Here is a 22,811-nt window from a genome sequence, read left to right on the forward strand (position 1 = left end):
ACAAATTGTCCTTCCATATAATGAATTGTTTAAATATTATTTAGACATTTTTTCTGCCATCAGTAAAGCGTTGTATGCATTTACTATTTTTCCTGATTTAGAAAGAGTAGTAAAAGAACGCGTATCATTTGCTTTTCCACCAACAATAACATCTGTTGAAATTGCAATTCCTGAATCCATCAAAATATGCTTCACTTGTTTAGCAGATAATTTTGGATAATATGAACGAATTAATGCGGCAACTCCAGCAGCATTTGGCGCAGCCATTGAAGTTCCTTGTAAATATTTATAAGTATTGTTTGGAGTTGTTGCGTAGATTTTTACTCCAGGAGCAAATACGTCAACATTAATTTTTCCAATGTTAGAAAAACGAGCCACAACTTTATTTCCGTATTCAAAATTCAAAGCACCAATTGTGATTAAATTGTCAGCAAACTCCTTCACTTTATCTTCAGAATCATTAGGGAAATTTTCTGCATAGTCAATATCCTTAGCGTCATTACCCGCTGCGTGAACGATTAATACATCTTTTTTCTCAGCATATTTTATAGCATCATAAACCCATTGCTTGTGTGGAGAGAAGCTTTTTCCAAAACTTCCGTTGATTACTTTGGCACCATTATCAACAGCGTAACGAATTCCAAGTGCAATATCTTTATCGTACTCATCACCATCTGGCACTGCACGAACGGTAAGAATCTGAACGTTGTTTGCAACACCATCCCCACCTAATACGTTGTTTCTGCTTTGAGCAACAATTCCGGCAACGTGCGTTCCATGAAGAATTTCGTTCTTGTCTGGTCCCATCACATTATTGTTTCCGTATTTAGTATCGGTTATATCATTTGGATTATCTCCTACCACTTTACGGTAATCTGTTTTCAGATTGTCGCCATTTATAAGTGCAACCTGATCGTCTAATTGTTTTTGAACAGCAACTTTTAAATCCGCTAATGGCAATCCATAAGAAAGCATTTGTTGCATAGCCGCTTTACTTTTTTGTATTTCCGGTTCTTGTGAAACAATTGCATTTACCTCTTCGACTGTATAAACTGGTTTTCCGAAATGTTTTACTAGTACAGCATCACCTGCAGTAATACTTTCTAACATTTGCTCTGAACGCGTTTTCCCTGCAGCAGCTTCAGCCACTTTTTTATCATTCAATGCTTTCGCCTCTTGATAAGTAGCATCATCTACTAAAGTTTTGTCTTTAATGATTCTTTCGTATTCCAAGTTTTCTTTGGTGCTGTCTCCAAGAAAATTCCATCCGTGAATATCATCGATAAATCCGTTTTTGTCATCGTCAATTCCGTTTCCGGCAATTTCTTTCTTATTAGTCCAAAGTACCGATTTCAGATCTTCGTGTTCGATATCCACACCAGAATCTACAATTCCAACAATAACTGGAACGCCTGTTTTACCTTTCAATAATTCAGCATACGCCTTGTCAACACTCATACCAGGAATGGTATCCGTGACAATATCTAGATGACTCCATCTTTTCAAGTCATTTTCAGCAATTGGTGCCTTTTTTTTAATATTTAAAGGTGCACTTATGGCAACTAGTTCAGCCTTAGACGTATTTGAAACTTGTTTTGAAGCGCCACATCCCACTAATGCTAAAAGTGCAAAAGCAGAAATGTAAATGGGTTTAATGGTATTCATTGAAAATGTTTTTGTTGATTTTTAAATATTTGTCTAAAATAATTTTTTTTGTTACAAAAGGCGTTATGATTAACACTATGTTAAGATTTGTTCGCAAGTAAAAACTTCTGCCAAGCGAACGCCTTTTTCGGTTTTCTGTACGGTTATTATTTCATTATGTGCATCATGTTCCAAGAACAAATAATAATTATTATCTGCCGCAGCATTCATGAATTTTTCTTTTTCTGGCATTGTCAATAAAGGTCTGGTATCATATCCCATTACATACGGAATTGGAATATGTCCGGCTGTTGCCAATAAATCAGCACAAAAAACTATTGTTTTGTCCTTGTATTGAATGTGCGGAATCATTTGCTTTTCGGTATGTCCATCAGCAAAGAAAATGCCAAAACCCAATTCCGATTTTTCTAAAAAATCTCCTTCGGGTCTTTGGATAAAATTCAGCTGCCCGCTTTCCTGCATCGGCAAAATATTTTCCGACAAAAACGATGCTTTCTCTCTTGGATTTGGCTTTGTCGCCCATTCCCAATGATTTTCGTTAGACCAGAATTTAGCGTTTTTAAACGCAGGTTCGTATCCTGTTTTGTCAGCGTTCCATTGTACGCTTCCACCACAATGGTCAAAATGCAAATGCGTCATAAAAACATCGGTAATATCATCGCGATGAAAACCATATTTAGCCAACGATTTATCCATGGAATGTATTCCCCAAAGCGAGTAATACCCGAAAAACTTCTCAGATTGCTTGTTTCCCATTCCGGTATCAATCAAAATTAATCGGTTGCCATCTTCAATCAATAAACAGCGCGCCGCAATATCAATCAGGTTATTTTCATCGGCAGGATTGGTTTTGTTCCAAATGGTTTTTGGCACCACGCCAAACATTGCGCCACCATCCAATTTAAAATTGCCTGTTTCTATGGGATATAATTTCATGATTTTTCTTTTTTTCGAGAGGAAACAAAGTTAAGGAATTCAAACGCTTTTACTGATCGCAAATAGCTTTTTTCTATTTTTGCATTAGTTATAATAATGTTATCAATTATGGAAAAAGCTTTTTATACACTATCTTTGTGCTTAATTTAGACAAAATCAATATAAGCTATGATAAAAGTTTCTGACACAGCAAGAAAAAAAATCATCGATTTAATGCAAGATGATGGTTTTGACGCTGCAATCGACTACGTAAGAGTGGGTGTAAAAAGCGGCGGATGTTCTGGATTGTCTTATGATTTAAAATTTGATAAAACAAAAAGCGAAGACGATAAAATTTTTGTAGACAACGATATCACTATTGCTGTTGAGAAAAAATCTTTTCTATACTTAGCCGGAACAATATTAGAATTCTCAGGAGGAATAAATGGTAAAGGATTTGTTTTCAACAATCCAAATGCCAATAGAACTTGTGGTTGCGGGGAGAGTTTCTCTCTTTAATTTAAAGATTGAAAAATTTAAAAATTAAAAGATTAATGATAGTATGACAAAATCATTTGAAGAATTTGATTTCCATAAAAAAGGTATTGTCTTAACTAAATTAGTTATTGAATTATTAAATAGTAAATCCTTGGAAAAAGAATTTGGTTTTAAGGACCAAATAAAAAGAGCAGTAGTTTCAATTACAAATAACATTGCCGAAGGTTCAGAATACAACAGTAATAGACAATTTACAAGATATTTAAAAATCTCCAAAGGCAGTTGTGCCGAGGTTAGAAATATGTTGATATTATCCAGAAAGTTAGGTTTTTGCAATCACGAAGAAATTCAAAAAAGTTATAATTTGACTATTGAAATTTCTTAAAACCTTTCTAATTTTATTAAATATTTAGATACAAATAATAAAGTTTAATATTCAATTTTTGAATCTTTAAATCTTTAAATCTTTAAATCAGAATGAGCAAATATACAGAAGACGATTTAAAAATCGAACTCGAAACTAAAGAATACGAATACGGATTTTACACCGAATTAGAATCGGAAACGTTTCCTATCGGTTTAAATGAAGATATCGTTCGCGCTATTTCGCACAAAAAAGGAGAGCCACAATGGATGACCGATTGGCGTCTGGAGGCTTTTCGTGCTTGGGAGCAAATGACAGAGCCAGAATGGGCAAATGTTCATTATACTAAACCTGATTTTCAGGCTATTTCCTATTATTCAGCTCCAAAAGCTGTAGATCCTAATAAAACTTTGGACGATGTGGATCCTGAACTTTTAGAAATGTATAAAAAGTTAGGTATCTCTGTCGATGAGCAAAAAATGATGAATAATGTAGCAATGGATATCGTTGTCGATTCGGTTTCAGTAGCGACTACATTCAAGAAAACATTAGGCGAAAAAGGAATAATCTTTATGAGTATTTCTGAAGCCATCAAAGAACATCCAGAATTAGTTCGTAAATATTTAGGAACAGTTGTACCGCAAAAAGACAACTTTTATGCGGCGCTAAACTCAGCAGTTTTCTCTGATGGTTCGTTCTGTTATATTCCAAAAGGCGTTCGTTGCCCAATGGAACTTTCAACTTATTTTAGAATCAATCAAGCAGGAACAGGACAATTCGAAAGAACATTATTAGTTGCTGACGAAGGCAGTTATGTAAGCTACCTTGAAGGTTGTACCGCACCAAGTCGTGATGAAAATCAATTGCACGCAGCTGTAGTGGAACTAATCGCATTGGACGATGCCGAAATCAAATATTCAACCGTACAAAACTGGTATCCTGGAAACAAAGAGGGAAAAGGTGGTGTTTTCAATTTTGTGACCAAAAGAGGAATCTGCGAGAAAAACGCAAAAATTTCTTGGACACAAGTAGAAACCGGTTCTGCGATAACTTGGAAGTATCCTTCCGTTATTTTAAAAGGAGACAATTCAACAGGCGAATTTTATTCGATTGCGGTTACCAATAATTTCCAACAAGCCGATACAGGAACCAAAATGGTCCATTTAGGTAAAAACACTAAATCGACTATTATTTCCAAAGGAATTTCTGCTGGAAGATCACAAAACAGTTATAGAGGTTTAGTCCGAATTTCACCAAATGCAGATAACGCCAGAAACTTTTCACAATGTGATTCCTTATTAATGGGGAACAATTGTGGCGCGCATACTTTCCCTTATATCGAAAGTAAAAATCCATCGGCAAAAATAGAACATGAAGCTACGACAAGTAAAATTGGCGAAGACCAAGTTTTCTATTGCAACCAACGAGGAATTCCAACTGAAAAAGCTATTGCTTTAATCGTAAACGGTTTCAGTAAAGATGTATTGAATAAGTTGCCAATGGAATTCGCTGTAGAAGCACAAAAATTATTAGAAATTTCGTTAGAAGGAAGTGTAGGGTAAAAATTTGTTTAAAGTTTAAGGTTTAAAGTTGAGCAACTTATGATTAACTTTAAACCTTAAACAAAAATGAATGGCGACAATAACTAGGTTTGAAGATTTAGAAATTTGGAAAGAGGCTAGACGACTGGCTAAAGAAATTCATATTATTTCTGTAGAATCAGATTTAAAAAATGATTTCAGATTTAAAGATCAGATAAAAGCATCATCAGGCTCAATAATGGATAATATTGCTGAAGGTTTTGAGAGAAACGGAAATTTAGAATTTAGACAGTTTTTGTGTATCGCAAAAGGATCCGCTGGAGAAACAAGGTCGCAATTATACCGCATTTTAGATTACAATTATATCAATGAAGAAAAGTTTGAAATTTTAAAAACTGACTTCGAAAATTTAAGTGGAAAAATAAACAATTTTATATCATATTTAAACAAAAAAGATTTTAAAGGCACCAAGTTTCAGTAAACACGAGAACTTTAAACTTTAAACTTTAAACAAAGAAAACATGTTAAGTATAAAAAATTTACACGCCTCGATTGGGGACAAAGAAATATTAAAAGGAATTAACCTTGAAGTAAAAGCAGGAGAAATTCACGCGATTATGGGACCAAACGGTGCTGGGAAAAGTACCCTTGCGTCTATCATTGCAGGAAACGAAAACTACGAAGTAACCGGAGGCGAAATCTCTTTAGACGGAGAAGACCTTTCGGAATTGGCACCAGAAGAAAGAGCGCATAAAGGTGTTTTTCTTTCGTTCCAATATCCGGTTGAAATTCCGGGAGTTTCAGTTACTAACTTCATGAGAACTGCCATCAACGAAACGCGTAAAGCAAACGGTCAGGAAGAAATGCCTGCAAACGAAATGCTGAAAGTGATTCGTGAAAAATCAGAATTATTAGAAATTGACCGTAAATTTTTGTCTCGTTCGCTAAACGAAGGTTTTTCTGGTGGAGAGAAAAAACGTAACGAAATTTTCCAAATGGCAATGTTGGAACCAAAATTGGCTATTCTTGATGAAACCGATTCTGGATTGGATATTGATGCGTTACGAATTGTTGCCAATGGTGTTAACAAACTAAAAAGCGACAAAAACGCCATCGTAGTAATTACACACTACCAACGTTTATTGGATTATATCGTTCCTGATTTCGTTCACGTATTATACAACGGAAAAATTGTAAAATCCGGTGGAAAAGAACTAGCGCACGAACTGGAAGAAAAAGGATACGATTGGATTAAACAAGAACAAGAAGCTTAAAATTTTGTTTGAAGTTTAAAGTTTAAAGTTGCCTCGAGATAACTTTAAACTTTTAAACCTTAAACTTTAAACAATATAAAAATGGAATTAAAAGAAAAATTACTATCGTCTTTTATGGCTTTCGAAGAGCGCGTCGATGTTCACTCTGAACTTCATGACGTGAGAACTGCCGCCATAAAAAACTTTGAAAATAAAGGTTTCCCAACCAAAAAAGACGAAGCTTGGAAATATACTTCGCTAAATGCCATCTTAAAAAATGACTTTACCGTTTTTCCAAAACAAGAAAATGCAGTTGAATTCAACCACGTAAAAAAATACTTTTTACACGAAATAGACACCTATAAAGTAGTGTTTATTGATGGCGTTTTTAGTTCGCATTTATCGTCAACCACACACGAAGGAATTGATGTTTGCTTGATGTCATCGGCATTGACCAAACCAAAATACAAAATGGTTATTGATACTTATTTTAACCAAATTGCCAACAAAGACGAAAGTCTGACTTCCTTGAATACAGCTTTTGCTATTGAAGGAGCGTATATCAACATTCCAAAAAGTAAAGTAGCAGATAAGCCTATTGAAATCATGTATTTCTCTACAGGAAACGAAGCGGCTCTTTTGGTTCAACCAAGAAACTTAGTGGTTGTGGGTGAAAATTCACATGTTCAAATTATTGAGCGTCATCAAAGTTTAAACGAAAATCCTGTGTTAACGAATTCTGTTACCGAGATTTTTGCTCAAAAACGTGCTATCGTTGATTATTACAAAATCCAAAACGATACGCTTGAAGCGAATTTAATAGATAACACCTACGTTTCTCAACAAAAAGAAAGTCACGTTTCGGTTCATACCTTCTCTTTTGGAGGAAACTTAACGAGAAACAACTTGAACTTTTATCACTTTGGAGAACGATTAACAAGCACGTTAAACGGAATCACGATTATTGGCGAAAAACAACACGTAGATCATTATACTTTGGTTAAACATGCGGCTCCAAATTGCGAAAGTTTCCAAGATTATAAAGGAATTTACGCTGATCGTTCTACGGGAGTTTTCAACGGAAAAGTCTATGTGGAAAAAGACGCTCAAAAAACAAATGCGTTCCAAAAAAGTAACAATATTTTATTGAGCGACAAAGCGACAATAAATGCAAAACCGCAATTAGAAATTTTTGCCGATGACGTAAAATGTTCTCACGGTTGTACCGTTGGACAATTAGACGAAACAGCAATGTTCTACATGCAACAACGCGGAATCCCTAAAAAAGAAGCCAAGGCACTTTTGATGTATGCATTCTCGAATGCCGTTATCGAAAACATAAAAATACCAGAATTAAAACAACGCATCACCAAAATTATCGCCACAAAATTAGGGGTGAAATTGGGATTTGATTTGTAGTGTTTTAAACACTCGGTTCACAAAGATTTACGCAAAGGGCACAAAGTTTTCACTAAACTTTGTGCCCTTTGCGGTTAATTTTTTAGTCTCTTACTGCAAGAATAAATATTATAATTCCTATAAAAAACAATACAAGACCTCCCAAAAAACAAAATGTATTTATTATTGAGTAACCTAGATTAGTAGAATAACCTAAACCTATTAAAAACCAACCTCCAATTATCATTAAAACTGATTGTAAAATTTTATTTTTTATCATAAGAATTATTTCTTCACACTTTCAATAATCCCTTTCAACATTCCATTAAAATCAAAATTAGGATCTTCTTTTAAACCCATTCGAACAATCACTAAATCAAGTGACGGAATAATTGCCACCATTTGCCCCTGAAAACCGCTGCAATAATACATATCTCTCGGAACATCACGGAATGATCCGCCGGCATTAAGCCAAAAATGTCCGCCATATCTTCCCTCAGATCTATTGGTAGGAGTTGCGGTATATTTCGCCCAATTTTCATTGAAAATTTGTTCCCCGTTCCAATTCCCTTTGTGCAAATACAACAACCCAAATTTTGACCAATCTCTCGTTGTAGCCCAACCGTAGGAGGAACCGACATAATTTCCAGCCATATCTGTTTCGATAACCATAGAATTCATTCCTATTTTATCAATCAAAGCACTGTACCAAAAATCTAGATATTCTTGATGTGTTTTGAACTGTTTTCGCAAAATCCCAGAAAGTAAATTCGTGGTTCCTGAAGAATAATTCCACCGCATATTGGGTTTATATTCAGCCGGTTTTTCTAATTGCGAGCGAGTCATATCTGGGGCCTGAAAAAGCATTTTGGAAACATCAGAAATAGTAGTGTAATCTTCTACCCATTGTAAACCAGAGTTCATGTGGAGCAAATCACTTGTGGTTATCAATTTTCGGCTGTCATTTTTCCATTCTGCAATAGGAGCTGGATCGTCAATATCAAATTTTCTTTGTTTCTCCAAAATTCCAAACATGGCGCTCGTTATGCTTTTGGTCATGGACCAACCTAAAATTCTACTGTTTTTAGTAAATCCCGTATCGTATTTTTCGGCAATGATTTTGTCTTTATAAATTACTAATAAGGAACGCGTTCTCTTTTTCAATTCTCCTTTCACGTCAAAAGCATTGGCTACAGCCGCATTCAATTTAGTATAATCAACGTTGCTAAAAACCGTGTCTTTAGGTTCGTTATTTCCATACGGAAAAGGTAAATTGTTCTTCAATTTTGTTCTTTTAGGAACCAAATACGGTTTTGACACATCAAAATCATCATTGATTAAAGTCACTCCCAAACCTTCACGGTAAATTGCTTTTCTTTCTTTTAAACCATAAACCGAAGCCACAGCAAACTTTCCGGCATCTTCGATTCTGTTTTTGGCCAAATCAATCATGTCGATATCATTGTCGCCCTTCTCAATCATTTCCTGCGAGCGATTATCAATAAAATGTCCCGAGGCGATACTTTTGGCTGAAAAGCCAGAAATTAAGTCCAGTTTTGGATAAGTAGTGAACCCAACATAAAAGATTCCGATAAAAGAAGCAAAACCAACGAACTTGAAGAATTTTTTCATAGAGAATTAATTTCAAGCAATTTAATAAAAAAGAACCACATTTTTGAAACACTTAGTAATACTGAAAATGATTTTTCTGCAAACAACTATTTTTTATTTAAACCATTAAGAAATTAAGTTTCATTAAGAATTAATACTTAATTTTTCTTAATTTCTTAATGGTTAAATTTATAAAGATAAATTGTTTCATAAAATCTTCCGATTTACCAAAAAGTAAGATTTGAAGTCGTATTATATTTTTCTAAATCGTAAATAGTAATAACTTTTATTAACAAGTGTTTGCCAAAAATTAATTCCAATTTCACTACTTTTGTATTTAGAAAAATTCTAAATAATGAAAGACTAATTCCAAATTAGTTTCTCTAAAAAAATGTAGAATACTGGCAATCTATTTGACCCATAAAAACATTAAAAAAACAAGCCGACAAAATGTTAGACATTAATAAAATTAGAGCCGACTTCCCTATTCTTTCACAAAAAGTAAACGGGAAACCATTGGTTTATTTCGACAACGGAGCCACTTCGCAAAAACCACAAGTGGTGATTGATGCGATTTCAAAATACTATCAGGAAATCAACGCTAATATTCACCGTGGCGTTCACACCTTAAGTCAATTAGCAACTGATGCATACGAGATTTCACGCGGGAAACTTCAAAACCATATCAATGCAAAATTTGCTCATGAAGTGCTTTTTACTTCGGGAACAACGCATGGAATTAATTTAGTTACTAATGGATTTGCTTCGATTTTGAAACCAGGCGATGAAGTTTTAGTTTCGGCATTGGAACACCACAGCAATATTGTGCCTTGGCAAATGTTGTGCGAGAAAACGGGAGCGACTTTGCGTGTGATTCCAATGAATCTTGATGGCGAACTGATTATGTCTGAGTATGACAAATTACTTTCGGATAAAACTAAAGTTGTTACCGTAAATCATATTTCGAATGCTCTGGGAACGGTCAATCCAATTAAATATATGATTGACAAAGCACATGAAGTTGGAGCAGCGATTTTGATTGATGGAGCGCAAGCTGTTCCGCATTTGAAACCAGATGTTCAGGAATTAGATTGTGATTTTTATGTTTTTTCAGGACATAAAATATGTGGGCCAACAGGAACCGGAATTTTATACGGAAAAGAAGCGTGGTTGAATAAATTACCGCCGTATCAAGGTGGAGGTGAAATGATCAAAGAAGTGACTTTCGAGAAAACTACTTATGCTGAATTGCCTCATAAATTTGAAGCCGGAACACCAAATATTGCTGGTGGAATTGTGCTGGGAACTGCCGTTGATTATATGAATGAAGTTGGTTTTGACAACATTCAACAACAAGAAAAAGAATTACTGGAATACGGAACGAAACGATTATTGGAAATTGAAGGTTTAAAGATTTTTGGCACCGCCAAAGAAAAAACTTCCGTAATTTCGTTTAACATTGAAGGTATTCATCCGTACGATATTGGCACCATAATTGACAAATTAGGAATAGCAGTACGAACAGGCCATCATTGCGCCCAACCAATTATGAATTTTTTTAATATTCCGGGAACTATACGAGCATCATTTGCTTTTTATAATACCAAAGAAGAAATTGATGTTATGGTTGAAGCTATTAAAAAAGCGCAACTCATGTTGTCCTAAAAAAATTAAAATATCAACACATGAAAACTCTATCCTTATTATTTCTGACTATTTTTCTGGGCAACGGTTGCGATAGCGCCAAAGCGCAAGATATTGAAACCGCTGTTATCGAATACACAGCTAACACCAGAGGTTTTTATCAAAAAATAACAGTGAAAAATCAGATGCTGACGGTTTCAAAAGACAGAGACGGAAATGATAAGCCGGTACCAACAAAAATTTCGGATGCAGACTGGAAAGAGTTAGTAGATTGTTTTAAAAAGGTGGAATTGGATAGTTTAGCCAAATTAAAAGCACCAACCGAAAAACGTTTTCATGACGGTGCAGCTATCGCGAATTTGAAAATCACCCTCAAGGATAAAACCTATGAAACGGATAGTTTTGATCATGGTTTTCCACCAAATGAAATTAAGAAATTCGTGAATACGATAACTTTATTAGCTAAAGAAAAAAACTGAAAATAAATTCAGCATAGTATGAAAATTAAAGAAATACAAGAAGAAATTGTTGACGAGTTCTCCATGTTTGACGACTGGATGGAGCGTTATGAATACATTATCGAATTAGGAAAAAAACTTCCGTTAATCAAAGAAGAATTCAAAACCGAAAACAATCTGATTAAAGGCTGCCAGTCGAAAGTGTGGTTGCAAGGAGAACAAACGGATGACAAAATTGTTTTCACTGCCGATAGTGATGCCATTTTGACCAAAGGAATTATTGCGATATTAATTCGTACTTTTTCCAATCAAAAAGCATCAGATATTCTAGAAGCCGATATGAATTTTATTGACGAAATAGGTCTAAAAGAACATTTATCACCAACTCGCGCCAACGGATTGGTATCGATGATAAAAAACATAAAAATGTATGCATTGGCGTTCAATACGCAGAATTAATTATACAAGCTTATGAAAAAAACAGTAGTCCTATCTCTAATACTAATTTGCACTTCTATTTACTCTCAGGTCAACGCTCCCGAAGCATTTTCTAGGATAAAGTTTATTTACGAACAAAAGTCAAATTTCAATATCTTGAATAAAATACTGTATGCAGATACGCTGCTCATGAAAACTACATTTCCCAAACTTGCATTTATTAAAGTTGAAAATCCAGAAGATCACTCAAAAATAGTTGCTTCTATCGACATGCATAACCTTAGTAACGTAGATAAAAATAAATTAGCAAGTGAACTGTACCATAACACACATACTATTAATGGTGTATTTGATGTCAAAAAAAACAAAACAACCCTTACTTTTAATAGAGGAAGTTCCGCTCTTTCCAAAACATTTAAAGAAAATTTTAGAAAAAGCAGTCCTCCATTTGCATTCAAAATTTTTGTTGACTACAATAAAAAAATAATAGATACGAACTATCCTAATACCTCCTATTCAGATTTTTTTAGTGATGTTAAAAAGGAAATAAAATTTATTGATTCAAACAAAGAATCTGGCACCTTTTCCTATAACACGAATATCGGTTTACACACTGATGTTGTTGAATTAAACACCGCACATCATCCTAAGGTTACAACTAACATTATTTTTACAAATAATACGTATGGAGTGAATAAAGTTATAAGCTTATTTGACACAACTACATTGATATCGGTTATTTACGAATAATAAAAATTAAATATTAAAAAAATGGAACAAGAAATAGACACCACCGAGTTAGGAGAATCAATCGTAAAAATATTAAAAACTATATACGATCCGGAGATTCCTGTAGATATTTACGAATTAGGATTAATTTATGACGTGATGGTCAATACTGATTACGAAGTAAAAATCCTGATGACACTTACCTCTCCAAACTGCCCGGTTGCAGAAAGCTTACCAAGAGAAGTGGAAGAAAAAGTAAAATCGATTGCAAATGTAAAAGATGCTGAAGTAGAAATTACTTTTGATCCGCCTTGGAGCAAAGATTTAATGAGCGAAGAAGCAAAATTAGAATTGGGAATGTTGTAAAATTTGTTTCAGGTTTAAAGTTTAAGGTTATGCAACTTTAAACTTTAAACCTTTTAAACTTTTCAAAATGGAAGAAATTATAAATAAAGTTGCGAATAGTGTTTTGGAAGTTTTCGATCTCGAAGATTATTATCCAAAGGGGATTCGTACGCAAATCGATATTTCGCAATGGCTGTTGGAAGGTTTTTTATTGAAAGAAAAAGACTTTAGAGAGGAATTGAAAAATCATGATTGGTCACAATACCAAGATCAATATGTTGCGATTCATTGCAGTACCGATGCTATTGTTCCGGCTTGGGCTTCAATTTTGGTAGCCATTCAACTAGCGCCATTTGCGAAGAAAATCATCAATGGAACTTTGGAAGATTTAGACGCTTCTTTGTATGAAGAATTATTGCCTAAAATTGACTATTCGGTTTATGAAAATAAGCCTGTTATTATAAAAGGATGCTCCAGAAAACCGGTTCCGATGCGGGCTTACGTATTAGCAGCGCATTACTTGCAACCTTTTGCACGAAGTATAATGTATGGCGAAGCATGTTCTGCCGTTCCATTGTATAAAGTGGCTAAATAAGGTTTTTATCGATGAAATTTGCTTTTCGACAATTTTTTTTTACAATTTAGATACGAAATTTACCTTTGCATCTAAATCTAAAAATAATGAAAAAAATACTATTTAGTTTATTATTCGTTTCCGCACTTAGTGTTGCACAAGTAAATGAAAAAGAAAATTTAAAGAAAACAGAAGCTGCTGCTTCAAAACTAGGTGAAGAAAAACCCGACGGTTGGGCAAAAGTTGGAACATTCTCTTTAATAGGAAATCAATCTACTTTTAATAACTGGCTAGCAGGTGGTCAAAGTAATATTGCAGCTAATTTGTTAGTGAACTATGATTTCAATTATAAAAAAGGAACTATTAACTGGGATAATAAAGTTATTGTAGGCTATGGTTTAGCAAAAATTAAAAATGCTGATACTCAAAAAACAGATGATAGATTACTATATAATTCATTACTAGGAAAGAAAGCATCTGGTTATTGGTATTATTCTGCTTTTTTTAATTTTAACACTCAAATGGATACTGGTTTAGATCCAGCGACACAAACCAATAAAATTTCTCACTTCTTTTCTCCAGCTTACTTTCAACTAGGACCTGGTATGATGTGGAAAAAAAGGGATACATTTAAATTTAATATTGCTCCCGCAACATCAAGACTTATTGTTGTTCATAGTCATTTTACAACAGCGGCAGCATTAGCTTTATCAGGTAACACAACATCATTTGGGGTAGAGCAAGGCGAGAATTCAAGATACGAATTTGGAGCTGCTTTAAGCGGATATTATAAATTCAATGTTATGAAGAATGTATCTGTAGAAAATATTGCTAATTTATACTCTAATTACTTAGATACACCTAAAAATGTTGATATTGATTATCAAGTTAATGTGGTTATGACAATCAATAAATACTTATCGACTAATTTTACTTTTCAAACCATTTATGATGACAATGCGTTCCAAGGTTTTCAAACCCGTCAAAACATAGGTTTAGGCGTAAACTACGGTTTCTAAAAAAATACATTTTTATAAAAGAGACCTTTAGAATTTTCTAAAGGTCTTTTTTTGTTCTGTAGTGTCTCTGTACTCTGGTGCTCGTTTGCAACGAGTACCTACTTACTGCTGTAAACTAAATAAAGCGTTTGCAACGCGGCCAATCTAAACAGATTACCATAAAGGTTCGACATTTACATTACAAAAAACAGTATTATCTTCTTCATAATTTCTATAACTACTGTTTACATAATCTCTTTCATGAAAAACAATTTCGGCTTCAACAGGATTATAATGCATATAGTTTAGACGCTGTTCTATTTTTTCCAAAGTATCCAATATAAAGGGATGAAAACCATCTTGCCATACTTTATAATTTTTAGCTCTTCCTGATTTTTGAGCTTCGAAACTAAATTTCCGTAACAGCCATTCTCGCCTGCTCTCAGGGTGTTCTTTTATTGCTTGTACCAGTTTTTTTGAGGTGAATTTTTTAAAATCCCGAATAACATTTTGCAACTCTCCATCAAATGCTGTTACAATTAAATGAATATGACTAGTCATATATACATAAGCATGCACACTCAATCCTTTTTCCTTGATACAATAATTTAAGGATTCATCTAAAATAGTACAATAATTAGTTCGTACAAATAAATCTACCCAGTCTACAACTGTTATAGTAATAAATGTAGGCACTGTACTATCGATAACTTTTTAATTCTCAGACATTTTTTTCAAATATTGATTTTAAGAAACGCTACTATAAAACAGTCGTATAGTTATTTAAAGGTACTCCGGTTTTAGCGATCCGCGTTGCAAACGCTATAATTTGTTTCTTAATTTAAGTAGGTACTCGTCGCAGACGAGCACCAGAGAATGTGGACAAACGAGCGCTAGTGGGGAGATCCGCGTTGCAAACGCTATAATTTGTTTCTTAATTTAAGTAGGTACTCGTCGCAGACGAGCACCAGAGAATGTGGACAAACGAGCGCTAGTGGGGGTCATTTAATCGATTGGACTTTCAGTTATAAATTCTAAAAATTCTTTTCCAAAGGTTGTTGTTCTCGGAGTCATTAAACCTGAGCCTGTCATTGTGGTATGTAAACCGCTAGTTTTATGTAAACCTGCTCGTGACAAATCATCCCAAATCAAATCATACAATTCTCTTTTTCCATTTAATTCAGGATATGCTTCTTCCAAAACATTTGATAAACCGGCAGCCATATAATTCGGCAAACTCTTTCCATTTTTCTTAAACCAATTTTCGGGATTGTCAAATAATTTCAGGATTTTAATGTGCCAAACTGTGAAAGTCGATATAAAGTTCAGAAAGATTTGCACTTCAGTTATGTTTGGATTTTCTTCAACGGCGCTATTCAAAATTACGTTTTTGAAATATTGTATTTTCTCTTTTTCGCTTGTTCGAAGTGCTAGCTGTGTGGTTTGCAAAACAACGTCTATAAAAACATCATTATTTGATAATTTAATCAAATCAAGTTCTTCTTTCTGTTCAAGTTGTTTTAGTTTTTCGCCTACTTCAATCATCCATTCATTTCTCCTTTTTTCTAATGGAGGAGTGACTAATAATTGTAAAAGCTCTGACGCTGTCGCGCCAACAACAGGAATAGAACCAAGAACTGCTTTTGCAACACCATATGCAATGTCATCTTTTGTTTCTTTTTTCATTTCTAGGTTTCTTTATGATTGAGCATGACGTTATGCCACTTTGAGATGGCTGGAAGTTCGTAACCGCTCAATTTTCGGCTTAACGAAAACTTGATGCGGAACGATTATTCCACTAAATTCCAGCTAGCTCAAAATGGCGGTTGGGCGACGTAGTTTTATTCTCTATTATTGAATAATTTATTGTCAGTAGTTACAATTTTCGAAAGTAAAAATTCTTCAAGTCCTGTACATTCAAATTTCGATTCGTCAGGGACTGCAACTGTCAAGACAAATCTAGGATTAGTTTTCCACGTATGTTTAGTTTTACAATTCTTATTCTCATCATATTCAAAATAACTTCCAAATCTATAGCCAAAATGATTTGATTTTCCGATATAAGCTACTTCAAGATTTTCATCTAAAAAGAAATAGACTCCAGCTTTACCATTATTTAGCCATTCTTTTGGCCATTTACTTTCAACATTTAGTTGAGCTTCTTTTTCTGGATTTAAATCATATAATCCACTTATAATAAATCTTTCTAATTTTGGATTTCTATAATTTTCTTCATAGAATTCGACCAATTCCAACGCTTCCTTTTTGCTTGCCATAACTTGTTATTTTATTTAATTTTTTAGTAGAATCACGGTACCATGTCGCCCAACATGTATATACCCGCTAAAAAATAGCGCTTATACCTCTCATTTTGGGTGGATACATGCTACTGCATAGCGTATTACTTTCAAATATACACCTTAATAATTATCTTACAAATTATCAAATAGACTTTTAATTTCTTAATTATTGTTATCGCTACTCCGCATGAAGGATGGCAGCTGCAATCTTTTATGTAGTCCCGAAGATTCGGGACTACATAAAAGATTGCAGCATACAGCCTGACGCAGCTGTAACGCAGAGGAAGCTGGGACATGCCCAAAAAAAATCCCTCTTGAAAATATCAAAAGGGATTCTGTTGCTACACTAACGCTGTTCTCGACTGCGCTCGAACTGGCAGTTGTGTACTCTATAAATTGAAAATTATTCGTTTTCTTCTTCGTCTTTATCTTCTTTTTCCACCGCGTCTTTATAATCCGGATATAAAAACTTATTGTACGGAAAGCGTGTGATGTGAATTTGTCTTACGGCTTCGTAAACGCGTTCTCTGAATTCCTCAAAATTTTCTTTCTCGGTAGCCGAAATAAACAACGCATTTTGCTCTCCTACTCGACTCATCCAAGTCGCTTTCCATTCTTCCAGCGTGTAATGTCTTGGCGTTTTTTCGGTCATTAAATCATCTTCGTCAATAGTCAAATGCTTGTAGGCATCGATTTTGTTGAAAACCATTATTACCGGTTTGTCATTTGCCTTGATGTCCAATAACGTTTGGTTTACGGATGCAATATGATCTTCAAATTCCGGATGCGAAATATCAACAACGTGCAATAACAAATCCGCTTCGCGAACCTCATCCAGCGTACTTTTGAAAGAATCAACCAGTTGCGTTGGCAATTTTCTGATAAATCCTACGGTATCCGAAAGCAGGAAAGGCAGGTTTTTGATAACTACTTTTCGAACGGTGGTGTCCAATGTTGCAAAAAGTTTGTTCTCTACAAAAACGTCACTTTTCCCAACGGCATTCATCAAAGTCGATTTCCCCACATTAGTGTACCCAACCAAAGCCACGCGTACCATGGAACCGCGATTGCCTCTTTGCGTTCCCATTTGTTTGTCGATTGCTTTAATTTTATCTTTCAATAAAGCGATTCGGTCACGAACAATACGTCTGTCGGTTTCAATCTCTGTTTCTCCAGGTCCACGCATTCCAATTCCCCCTTTTTGGCGTTCAAGGTGTGTCCAAAGTCCCGATAATCTAGGCAACATATAGATACATTGTGCTAATTCTACCTGCGTTCTTGCATACGAAGTTTCAGCACGTTGCGCAAAAATATCTAGGATAAGGTGCGTTCTATCCAGAATTTTACATTCTGTAATGATTTTAGATATATTTTTTTGCTGTGAAGGCGATAACTCATCATCAAATACCAAAGTTGAAATATCATTTTCTTTTACAAAAAGATGAATCTCTTCAATTTTTCCAGTTCCTACAAAAGTCTTAGGATTTGGACGTTCCATTTTTTGCGAAAAACGTTTCACCACTTGGCCTCCTGCGGTAAAAGTCAAAAACTCCAATTCGTCAAGATATTCGTTTAGTTTCTCTTCACTTTGGTTTTGAGTCACAATACCAACTATAGCCGTTTTTTCGAAATTTATTACTTCTTTTTCTAACATATTTTTGAATAAGTTACAAATTTAATGATTTGTAAGGGACTTATTGAGTTCTGGGTTTATAAAAAAATCATAACGTGTGAATAATGATAGTATTTTGGTCGAACGACATATTAGACCAAACAAGCCCCGAAAGAAATTAGCGAATTAGCGGTTATTTTAAAATCTAGTACGGCTGCCTTGCTTACTTTAGGAGTTCCATTGAATTTTTAATTATTTTTACACCAATCTAATCAAATTTGAATGAATCGGTTTTTGAATATACTTCTTGCGTTAATGTTTCCTGTTTTTCTTTTTGCCCAAAATAATTCTGAACAATTATTGCAGGAATTAGATCAAACAGTTGCTGATTACAAATTGTATTCGGATAAAAAAGAGATTCAAATCAATAAACTCAAAGAACTGCTGCTTTCTACTTCGTCCGATATTCAAAAATATGATGTTTACGGAAAGTTGTATGCGGAATATAAATCGTATCAATCCGATTCAGCGTTGATTTACGCTCGAAAAAGTTTTCAAATAGCCGAAAAACTAAATGACATTCAAAAACTAAATCATGCCCGATTAAATCTAGCTTCCATCATGGGAACTTTAGGAATGTACAAGGAAGCGACCGATATTCTTAATCGAATCAACATCAATACTTCACCAGAACTAAAAGGCTATTATTTCACCGTAAATAGCGTCGTTTATGGTTATATGTCTGATTATGCGGCTTCACTTCAGGAAAAAAAGAAGTATATTGTTTTAACAAAAAAGTACCGTGATTCTTCTTTAAATTATTACAAACCGCAATCAAGCGCCTATATTATGGCGAAGTCCAGTACGCTTCTTGATGCCGGAAAACACAAGGAAACACTGGCTTTATTGCTGAACTATTTCCCAAAAATTGCTAACAACAGTGATGATCGAGCGGTTATTGCCTACATTATTTCACAGGCCTATCGCCAAAAAAAAGACTTTAATCAGGAGAAAAAATGGTTGACCATTTCGGCTATTTCCGATTTGCAATTGGCCAAAAAAGAATATATTTCGTTGCGTTCGTTGGCTTTTCTAATGTATGAAAACGGGGATATTGATCGCGCTTACAAATACATAAAACGCTCGCTTGAAGATGCTCTTTTTTGTAATGCGCGCTTACGAACCTATGAAATATCGAAGATGCTGCCCATTATCAACGAGGCGTATCAAAAACAAAATGAAACCAATCGGTTTCAGTTGGTACTGTTTTTAATAAGTGCGAGTATCTTATCCGTGTTCTTGTTGGCGGTGCTTTTTTTACTTTTTAAGCAAATGAAAAAATTGTCCAAAGCAAAGCAGGATTTAAGTTTGGCCAACAGCAAGCTTTCGGAATTAAATACTGAATTGAATACTTTCAATGAAAAGTTAAACGAGACGAATTATACGCTGACTGAAGCCAATCTTTTGAAAGAAATATACATTGGTCGCTACATGGACCAGTGTTCAGACTACATAGGAAAATTGGACGAATACCGCCGAAAATTGAATGTCATGGCAACAACAGGAAAAATGAATGACCTGATTAGTGCAGTAAAGTCAAAACAATTTGTCGAAAATGAACTTGCTGCATTTCTCACGAATTTCGACAAGACGTTCCTGCAACTCTTTCCTAATTTCATACCGGAATTCAGCGCTTTGTTGATTGATGAAGAAGCCATACAATTGAAAGAAGGCGAACTGCTGAATACGGAACTGCGAATCTTTGCACTGATTCGTTTGGGTATTAAGGACAGCGCAAAAATTTCTACTTTCCTTCGGTATTCGGTATCTACAATTTACAATTACCGTTCCCAACTCAAAAACAAAGCAGCAGGTCCACGAGAAGATTTTGAAGCTAACGTAATGCGGATTGGAACCAATTTAAAATAGAAAAATACTGTTTTTCAAATAGGTTTTTGGGATTAAAACAATCTCAATGACCACTTTTTTATTATAAATCTACCACTTTTTTTAAATACTAAATTCACATAATAAACAGTTATTCAGTATCTTGCGTTTTATAAATTGAAACTCAATCTACTTTTTTAGAATGATGAAAATATGTAGTGTGTAAAGCGTTTACTTTTACCTTTTCGAAATATGGAAAACTTTGGGTTTTTCAATAAATCGATTTCGTGAAAATCAGAATCTATTACCAAACCTGAAAAATTAATTTATCAAATTCTATTTAAAAAATGAAGCAATTTCTTTTCACAGCCCTAATGTGGCTCACGTTTTTTAGCCCTGCAAAATCGCAGCAGTTAAAATCACCAAATGGAAAATTTGTAATGGAGTTCTCCTTACAAAACGACGGAACTCCAAGTTACAGTTTGAACTACAAAAATAAAGCAGTAGTAAAGCCAAGTAAATTGGGTCTTGAGTTAAAAAATGATAAAAAATCGTTGCTAAATGACTTTACTGTTATTGATACCAAAGCAACAACTTTTGATGAAAACTGGAAACCAGTTTGGGGAGAAGTAGCCTCCATTCGCAACCATTATAACGAATTGGCAGTAACCTTAAATCAAAAAGAAACCGACAGACAAATTGTGATTCGTTTCCGTTTGTTTGATGATGGTCTTGGATTTCGTTATGAATTCCCTTCACAAAAAAACCTTACTTATTTTGTAATCAAAGAAGAAAGAACACAATTTGCGATGACAGGTGATCATACCGCATTTTGGATTCCTGGGGATTATGATACCCAAGAATACGATTATACAACTTCAAAATTATCAGAAATCAGAGGATTGGCTGAAAAAGCAAAAACGGCAAATGTCTCGCAAACTTCTTTTTCTTTGACAGGAGTTCAAACTTCGCTAATGCTAAAAACAGCGGACGGATTGTATATCAATTTACACGAAGCAGCATTAATCGATTATTCTTGCATGCATTTGAATCTGGATGATAAAACTATGGTTTTCGAATCTTGGTTGACACCAGATGCAAAAGGAGACAAAGGATACATGCAGGCTCCAAATCATTCGCCTTGGCGTACCATAATTGTGAGTGACGATGCCAGAGAAATTCTGGCTTCAAAAATGACCTTAAACTTAAATGACCCTAACAAAATTGAAGATACATCATGGATAAAACCGGTTAAATACGTAGGTGTTTGGTGGGAAATGATTACTGGAAAAAGTTCTTGGGCGTATACGGATGAATTTCCTACGGTACAACTTGGCGTTACTGATTTTTCAAAAGCGAAGCCTAATGGAAAACACGGTGCCAATAACGCCAATGTAAAAAAATACATTGATTTTGCAGCTAAACACGGTTTTGATGCGGTTTTAGTCGAAGGCTGGAATGAAGGTTGGGAAGATTGGTTTGGTCACTCCAAAGATTATGTTTTTGATTTCCTGACTCCCTATCCGGATTTTGATGTCAAAGGTTTACATGAATATGCCAAATCAAAAGGCGTTAAAATGATGATGCACCATGAAACTTCAGGTTCAGTTCGTAATTACGAGCGTCATTTGGATAAAGCGTACCAATTCATGAAAGACAATGGTTATGATGCTGTAAAAAGTGGTTATGTAGGTTCTATCATTGAAAACGGTGGAAATCATTACAACCAATTTATGAATAACCACTATCAATATGCAATAGAAAAAGCAGCCGACTATAAAATTATGTTGAATGCGCACGAGGCAGTTCGCCCAACAGGGATTGCAAGAACATACCCTAATTTAATAGGTAACGAAGCTGCAAGAGGAACAGAATATCAATCTTTTGGTGGTTCTAAACCAAATCACGTGACGGTATTGCCTTTTACACGTTTAGTAGGTGGACCGATGGATTATACTCCTGGGATTTTTGAAATGGATTTGAGTAAAATGAATAAGGACAACAACTCCCATGTAAATAGCACACTTGCAAATCAATTGGCTTTGTATGTAACCATGTACAGCCCACTGCAAATGGCAGCTGATACTCCAGAAAACTACGACCGTTTTCCAGATGCTTTCCAGTTTATCAAAGATGTAGCAATAGATTGGTCTGACAGTAAATACCTTGAAGCGGAACCAGGTCAATATGTTACTGTTGCGCGTAAAGCAAAAGTGACGAACAACTGGTTCATCGGTAATGTAAATGGCGAAACTTCTCGCACCTCAACCATCAAATTTGATTTCTTGGAAAAAGGAAAAAAATATGAGGCAACGATTTATGCTGATGCAAAAGATGCTCATTATAAAACCAATCCGCAAGCGTATACGATTCGTAAAATGAAAGTAACGAACCAATCGAAACTATCACAACTCAGTGCTCCGGGTGGAGGTTATGCTATAAGCATCATTGAAATCAAAAAGTAACTAACTATAAAAGGCTGTCTAATATAGGCAGCCTTTTTATTTTGGTATTATAAAATCCTGCAAGGTTTCCAAAACCTTGTAGGTATCATTTTTATTAGATTTATATACCTACAAGG

General features: G+C 34.7%; 22 protein-coding genes. 15 read left to right on the forward strand and 7 right to left on the reverse strand.

Features of this window, described 5'->3' with window-relative positions; translation table 11 throughout:
- Window positions 1-36: 36 nt before the first annotated feature.
- Together ACXX80_RS04825 and ACXX80_RS04830 are read right to left on the reverse strand one after the other, a co-directional pair.
- The gene (locus ACXX80_RS04825) at window positions 37-1,665 is read right to left on the reverse strand and encodes a S8 family peptidase (RefSeq protein WP_458552243.1); all 1,629 of its coding nucleotides are present in this window, start codon (window positions 1,663-1,665) and stop codon (window positions 37-39) included.
- Window positions 1,666-1,740: 75 nt separating this feature from the next.
- Window positions 1,741-2,601 carry an MBL fold metallo-hydrolase gene (locus ACXX80_RS04830; protein WP_458552244.1) on the reverse strand — a complete coding sequence of 287 codons (861 nt, stop codon included), beginning with the start codon at window positions 2,599-2,601 and terminating at the stop codon, window positions 1,741-1,743.
- A 168-nt stretch (window positions 2,602-2,769) separates the two neighbouring features.
- Between ACXX80_RS04830 and ACXX80_RS04835 the strand changes: the two genes are divergently transcribed.
- The 6 genes from ACXX80_RS04835 to sufD all read left to right on the forward strand — a co-directional run bounded on the left by ACXX80_RS04835 (window position 2,770) and on the right by sufD (window position 7,655).
- Window positions 2,770-3,099 carry a HesB/IscA family protein gene (locus tag ACXX80_RS04835; protein ID WP_196852436.1) on the forward strand — a complete coding sequence of 110 codons (330 nt, stop codon included), beginning with the start codon at window positions 2,770-2,772 and terminating at the stop codon, window positions 3,097-3,099.
- A 43-nt stretch (window positions 3,100-3,142) separates the two neighbouring features.
- Entirely contained in the window at window positions 3,143-3,463 is a 321-nt protein-coding gene (locus tag ACXX80_RS04840) for a four helix bundle protein (RefSeq protein WP_458552245.1), read from the forward strand.
- A gap of 92 nt (window positions 3,464-3,555) precedes the next feature.
- On the forward strand, window positions 3,556-5,004 hold the full coding sequence (gene sufB, locus ACXX80_RS04845; protein WP_315205970.1) for a Fe-S cluster assembly protein SufB: 1,449 nt from the start codon (window positions 3,556-3,558) through the stop codon (window positions 5,002-5,004).
- A gap of 70 nt (window positions 5,005-5,074) precedes the next feature.
- Window positions 5,075-5,464, forward strand: coding sequence for a four helix bundle protein (locus tag ACXX80_RS04850; protein WP_458552246.1), 390 nt, complete (start codon window positions 5,075-5,077; stop codon window positions 5,462-5,464).
- Window positions 5,465-5,504: 40 nt separating this feature from the next.
- Window positions 5,505-6,257 carry a Fe-S cluster assembly ATPase SufC gene (gene sufC, locus ACXX80_RS04855; RefSeq protein ID WP_114753486.1) on the forward strand — a complete coding sequence of 251 codons (753 nt, stop codon included), beginning with the start codon at window positions 5,505-5,507 and terminating at the stop codon, window positions 6,255-6,257.
- Between the two features lie 81 nt (window positions 6,258-6,338).
- Window positions 6,339-7,655, forward strand: coding sequence for a Fe-S cluster assembly protein SufD (gene sufD / locus ACXX80_RS04860; RefSeq protein ID WP_458552247.1), 1,317 nt, complete (start codon window positions 6,339-6,341; stop codon window positions 7,653-7,655).
- 264 nt (window positions 7,656-7,919) lie between these two features.
- Here sufD and ACXX80_RS04865 read toward each other — a convergent pair whose 3' ends face one another.
- Complete coding sequence (locus ACXX80_RS04865) at window positions 7,920-9,266, reverse strand: serine hydrolase domain-containing protein (protein WP_458552248.1); 1,347 nt, start codon at window positions 9,264-9,266, stop codon at window positions 7,920-7,922.
- A gap of 429 nt (window positions 9,267-9,695) precedes the next feature.
- On the opposite strand from ACXX80_RS04865, the gene ACXX80_RS04870 reads away from it, so the two are divergent.
- From ACXX80_RS04870 to ACXX80_RS04900, 7 genes are all read left to right on the forward strand, one after another.
- Window positions 9,696-10,910, forward strand: coding sequence for an aminotransferase class V-fold PLP-dependent enzyme (locus tag ACXX80_RS04870; RefSeq protein ID WP_091166392.1), 1,215 nt, complete (start codon window positions 9,696-9,698; stop codon window positions 10,908-10,910).
- Between the two features lie 20 nt (window positions 10,911-10,930).
- Window positions 10,931-11,368, forward strand: a complete 438-nt coding sequence (locus tag ACXX80_RS04875; protein WP_458552249.1) for a hypothetical protein — start codon at window positions 10,931-10,933, stop codon at window positions 11,366-11,368.
- An 18-nt stretch (window positions 11,369-11,386) separates the two neighbouring features.
- On the forward strand, window positions 11,387-11,806 hold the full coding sequence (locus ACXX80_RS04880; RefSeq protein ID WP_282711128.1) for a SufE family protein: 420 nt from the start codon (window positions 11,387-11,389) through the stop codon (window positions 11,804-11,806).
- Window positions 11,807-11,941: 135 nt separating this feature from the next.
- A complete protein-coding gene (locus ACXX80_RS04885) occupies window positions 11,942-12,535 on the forward strand; it encodes a hypothetical protein (protein WP_458552250.1) in 594 nt (197 codons plus the stop codon).
- Window positions 12,536-12,556: 21 nt separating this feature from the next.
- On the forward strand, window positions 12,557-12,880 hold the full coding sequence (locus ACXX80_RS04890; protein ID WP_131908033.1) for an SUF system Fe-S cluster assembly protein: 324 nt from the start codon (window positions 12,557-12,559) through the stop codon (window positions 12,878-12,880).
- Between the two features lie 67 nt (window positions 12,881-12,947).
- Window positions 12,948-13,454: a DUF2480 family protein gene (locus tag ACXX80_RS04895; protein WP_458552251.1), complete on the forward strand. Its 507-nt coding sequence runs from the start codon at window positions 12,948-12,950 to the stop codon at window positions 13,452-13,454.
- An 86-nt stretch (window positions 13,455-13,540) separates the two neighbouring features.
- Window positions 13,541-14,452, forward strand: a complete 912-nt coding sequence (locus ACXX80_RS04900; protein WP_458552252.1) for a DUF3078 domain-containing protein — start codon at window positions 13,541-13,543, stop codon at window positions 14,450-14,452.
- Between the two features lie 153 nt (window positions 14,453-14,605).
- Here the strand turns inward: ACXX80_RS04900 and ACXX80_RS04905 are convergent, their stop codons facing one another.
- From ACXX80_RS04905 to hflX, 4 genes are all read right to left on the reverse strand, one after another.
- Window positions 14,606-15,127 (reverse strand): REP-associated tyrosine transposase, encoded by a 522-nt coding sequence (locus ACXX80_RS04905; protein ID WP_458552253.1) that lies wholly within the window; start codon window positions 15,125-15,127, stop codon window positions 14,606-14,608.
- 309 nt (window positions 15,128-15,436) lie between these two features.
- Window positions 15,437-16,117 (reverse strand): hypothetical protein, encoded by a 681-nt coding sequence (locus tag ACXX80_RS04910; RefSeq protein ID WP_458552254.1) that lies wholly within the window; start codon window positions 16,115-16,117, stop codon window positions 15,437-15,439.
- Between the two features lie 155 nt (window positions 16,118-16,272).
- Window positions 16,273-16,707 carry a GIY-YIG nuclease family protein gene (locus ACXX80_RS04915; RefSeq protein ID WP_165152203.1) on the reverse strand — a complete coding sequence of 145 codons (435 nt, stop codon included), beginning with the start codon at window positions 16,705-16,707 and terminating at the stop codon, window positions 16,273-16,275.
- Window positions 16,708-17,134: 427 nt separating this feature from the next.
- Entirely contained in the window at window positions 17,135-18,385 is a 1,251-nt protein-coding gene (hflX, locus tag ACXX80_RS04920) for a GTPase HflX (RefSeq protein ID WP_091166402.1), read from the reverse strand.
- 240 nt (window positions 18,386-18,625) lie between these two features.
- On the opposite strand from hflX, the gene susR reads away from it, so the two are divergent.
- A complete protein-coding gene (susR, locus tag ACXX80_RS04925) occupies window positions 18,626-20,272 on the forward strand; it encodes a SusR family glycan utilization regulator (RefSeq protein ID WP_458552255.1) in 1,647 nt (548 codons plus the stop codon).
- A 305-nt stretch (window positions 20,273-20,577) separates the two neighbouring features.
- Entirely contained in the window at window positions 20,578-22,695 is a 2,118-nt protein-coding gene (locus ACXX80_RS04930) for a glycoside hydrolase family 97 protein (protein WP_458552256.1), read from the forward strand.
- Window positions 22,696-22,811 lie beyond the last annotated feature (116 nt).

The organism is Flavobacterium sp. GNP002, assembly GCF_054343795.1.

What these genes read in the sequence shown, in the direction of transcription:
- hflX (WP_091166402.1), bottom strand. Translation starts at nt 18,385, where the DNA reads ATGTTAGAAAAAGAAGTAATAAATTTCGAAAAAACGGCTATAGTTGGT.
- ACXX80_RS04865 (WP_458552248.1), bottom strand. Translation starts at nt 9,266, where the DNA reads ATGAAAAAATTCTTCAAGTTCGTTGGTTTTGCTTCTTTTATCGGAATC.
- ACXX80_RS04825 (WP_458552243.1), bottom strand. Translation starts at nt 1,665, where the DNA reads ATGAATACCATTAAACCCATTTACATTTCTGCTTTTGCACTTTTAGCA.
- ACXX80_RS04890 (WP_131908033.1), top strand. Translation starts at nt 12,557, where the DNA reads ATGGAACAAGAAATAGACACCACCGAGTTAGGAGAATCAATCGTAAAA.
- ACXX80_RS04875 (WP_458552249.1), top strand. Translation starts at nt 10,931, where the DNA reads ATGAAAACTCTATCCTTATTATTTCTGACTATTTTTCTGGGCAACGGT.
- ACXX80_RS04850 (WP_458552246.1), top strand. Translation starts at nt 5,075, where the DNA reads ATGGCGACAATAACTAGGTTTGAAGATTTAGAAATTTGGAAAGAGGCT.
- susR (WP_458552255.1), top strand. Translation starts at nt 18,626, where the DNA reads ATGAATCGGTTTTTGAATATACTTCTTGCGTTAATGTTTCCTGTTTTT.
- ACXX80_RS04895 (WP_458552251.1), top strand. Translation starts at nt 12,948, where the DNA reads ATGGAAGAAATTATAAATAAAGTTGCGAATAGTGTTTTGGAAGTTTTC.
- sufD (WP_458552247.1), top strand. Translation starts at nt 6,339, where the DNA reads ATGGAATTAAAAGAAAAATTACTATCGTCTTTTATGGCTTTCGAAGAG.
- ACXX80_RS04910 (WP_458552254.1), bottom strand. Translation starts at nt 16,117, where the DNA reads ATGAAAAAAGAAACAAAAGATGACATTGCATATGGTGTTGCAAAAGCA.
- ACXX80_RS04930 (WP_458552256.1), top strand. Translation starts at nt 20,578, where the DNA reads ATGAAGCAATTTCTTTTCACAGCCCTAATGTGGCTCACGTTTTTTAGC.
- sufC (WP_114753486.1), top strand. Translation starts at nt 5,505, where the DNA reads ATGTTAAGTATAAAAAATTTACACGCCTCGATTGGGGACAAAGAAATA.
- ACXX80_RS04870 (WP_091166392.1), top strand. Translation starts at nt 9,696, where the DNA reads ATGTTAGACATTAATAAAATTAGAGCCGACTTCCCTATTCTTTCACAA.
- ACXX80_RS04830 (WP_458552244.1), bottom strand. Translation starts at nt 2,601, where the DNA reads ATGAAATTATATCCCATAGAAACAGGCAATTTTAAATTGGATGGTGGC.
- ACXX80_RS04900 (WP_458552252.1), top strand. Translation starts at nt 13,541, where the DNA reads ATGAAAAAAATACTATTTAGTTTATTATTCGTTTCCGCACTTAGTGTT.
- ACXX80_RS04840 (WP_458552245.1), top strand. Translation starts at nt 3,143, where the DNA reads ATGACAAAATCATTTGAAGAATTTGATTTCCATAAAAAAGGTATTGTC.
- ACXX80_RS04880 (WP_282711128.1), top strand. Translation starts at nt 11,387, where the DNA reads ATGAAAATTAAAGAAATACAAGAAGAAATTGTTGACGAGTTCTCCATG.
- ACXX80_RS04915 (WP_165152203.1), bottom strand. Translation starts at nt 16,707, where the DNA reads ATGGCAAGCAAAAAGGAAGCGTTGGAATTGGTCGAATTCTATGAAGAA.
- ACXX80_RS04835 (WP_196852436.1), top strand. Translation starts at nt 2,770, where the DNA reads ATGATAAAAGTTTCTGACACAGCAAGAAAAAAAATCATCGATTTAATG.
- sufB (WP_315205970.1), top strand. Translation starts at nt 3,556, where the DNA reads ATGAGCAAATATACAGAAGACGATTTAAAAATCGAACTCGAAACTAAA.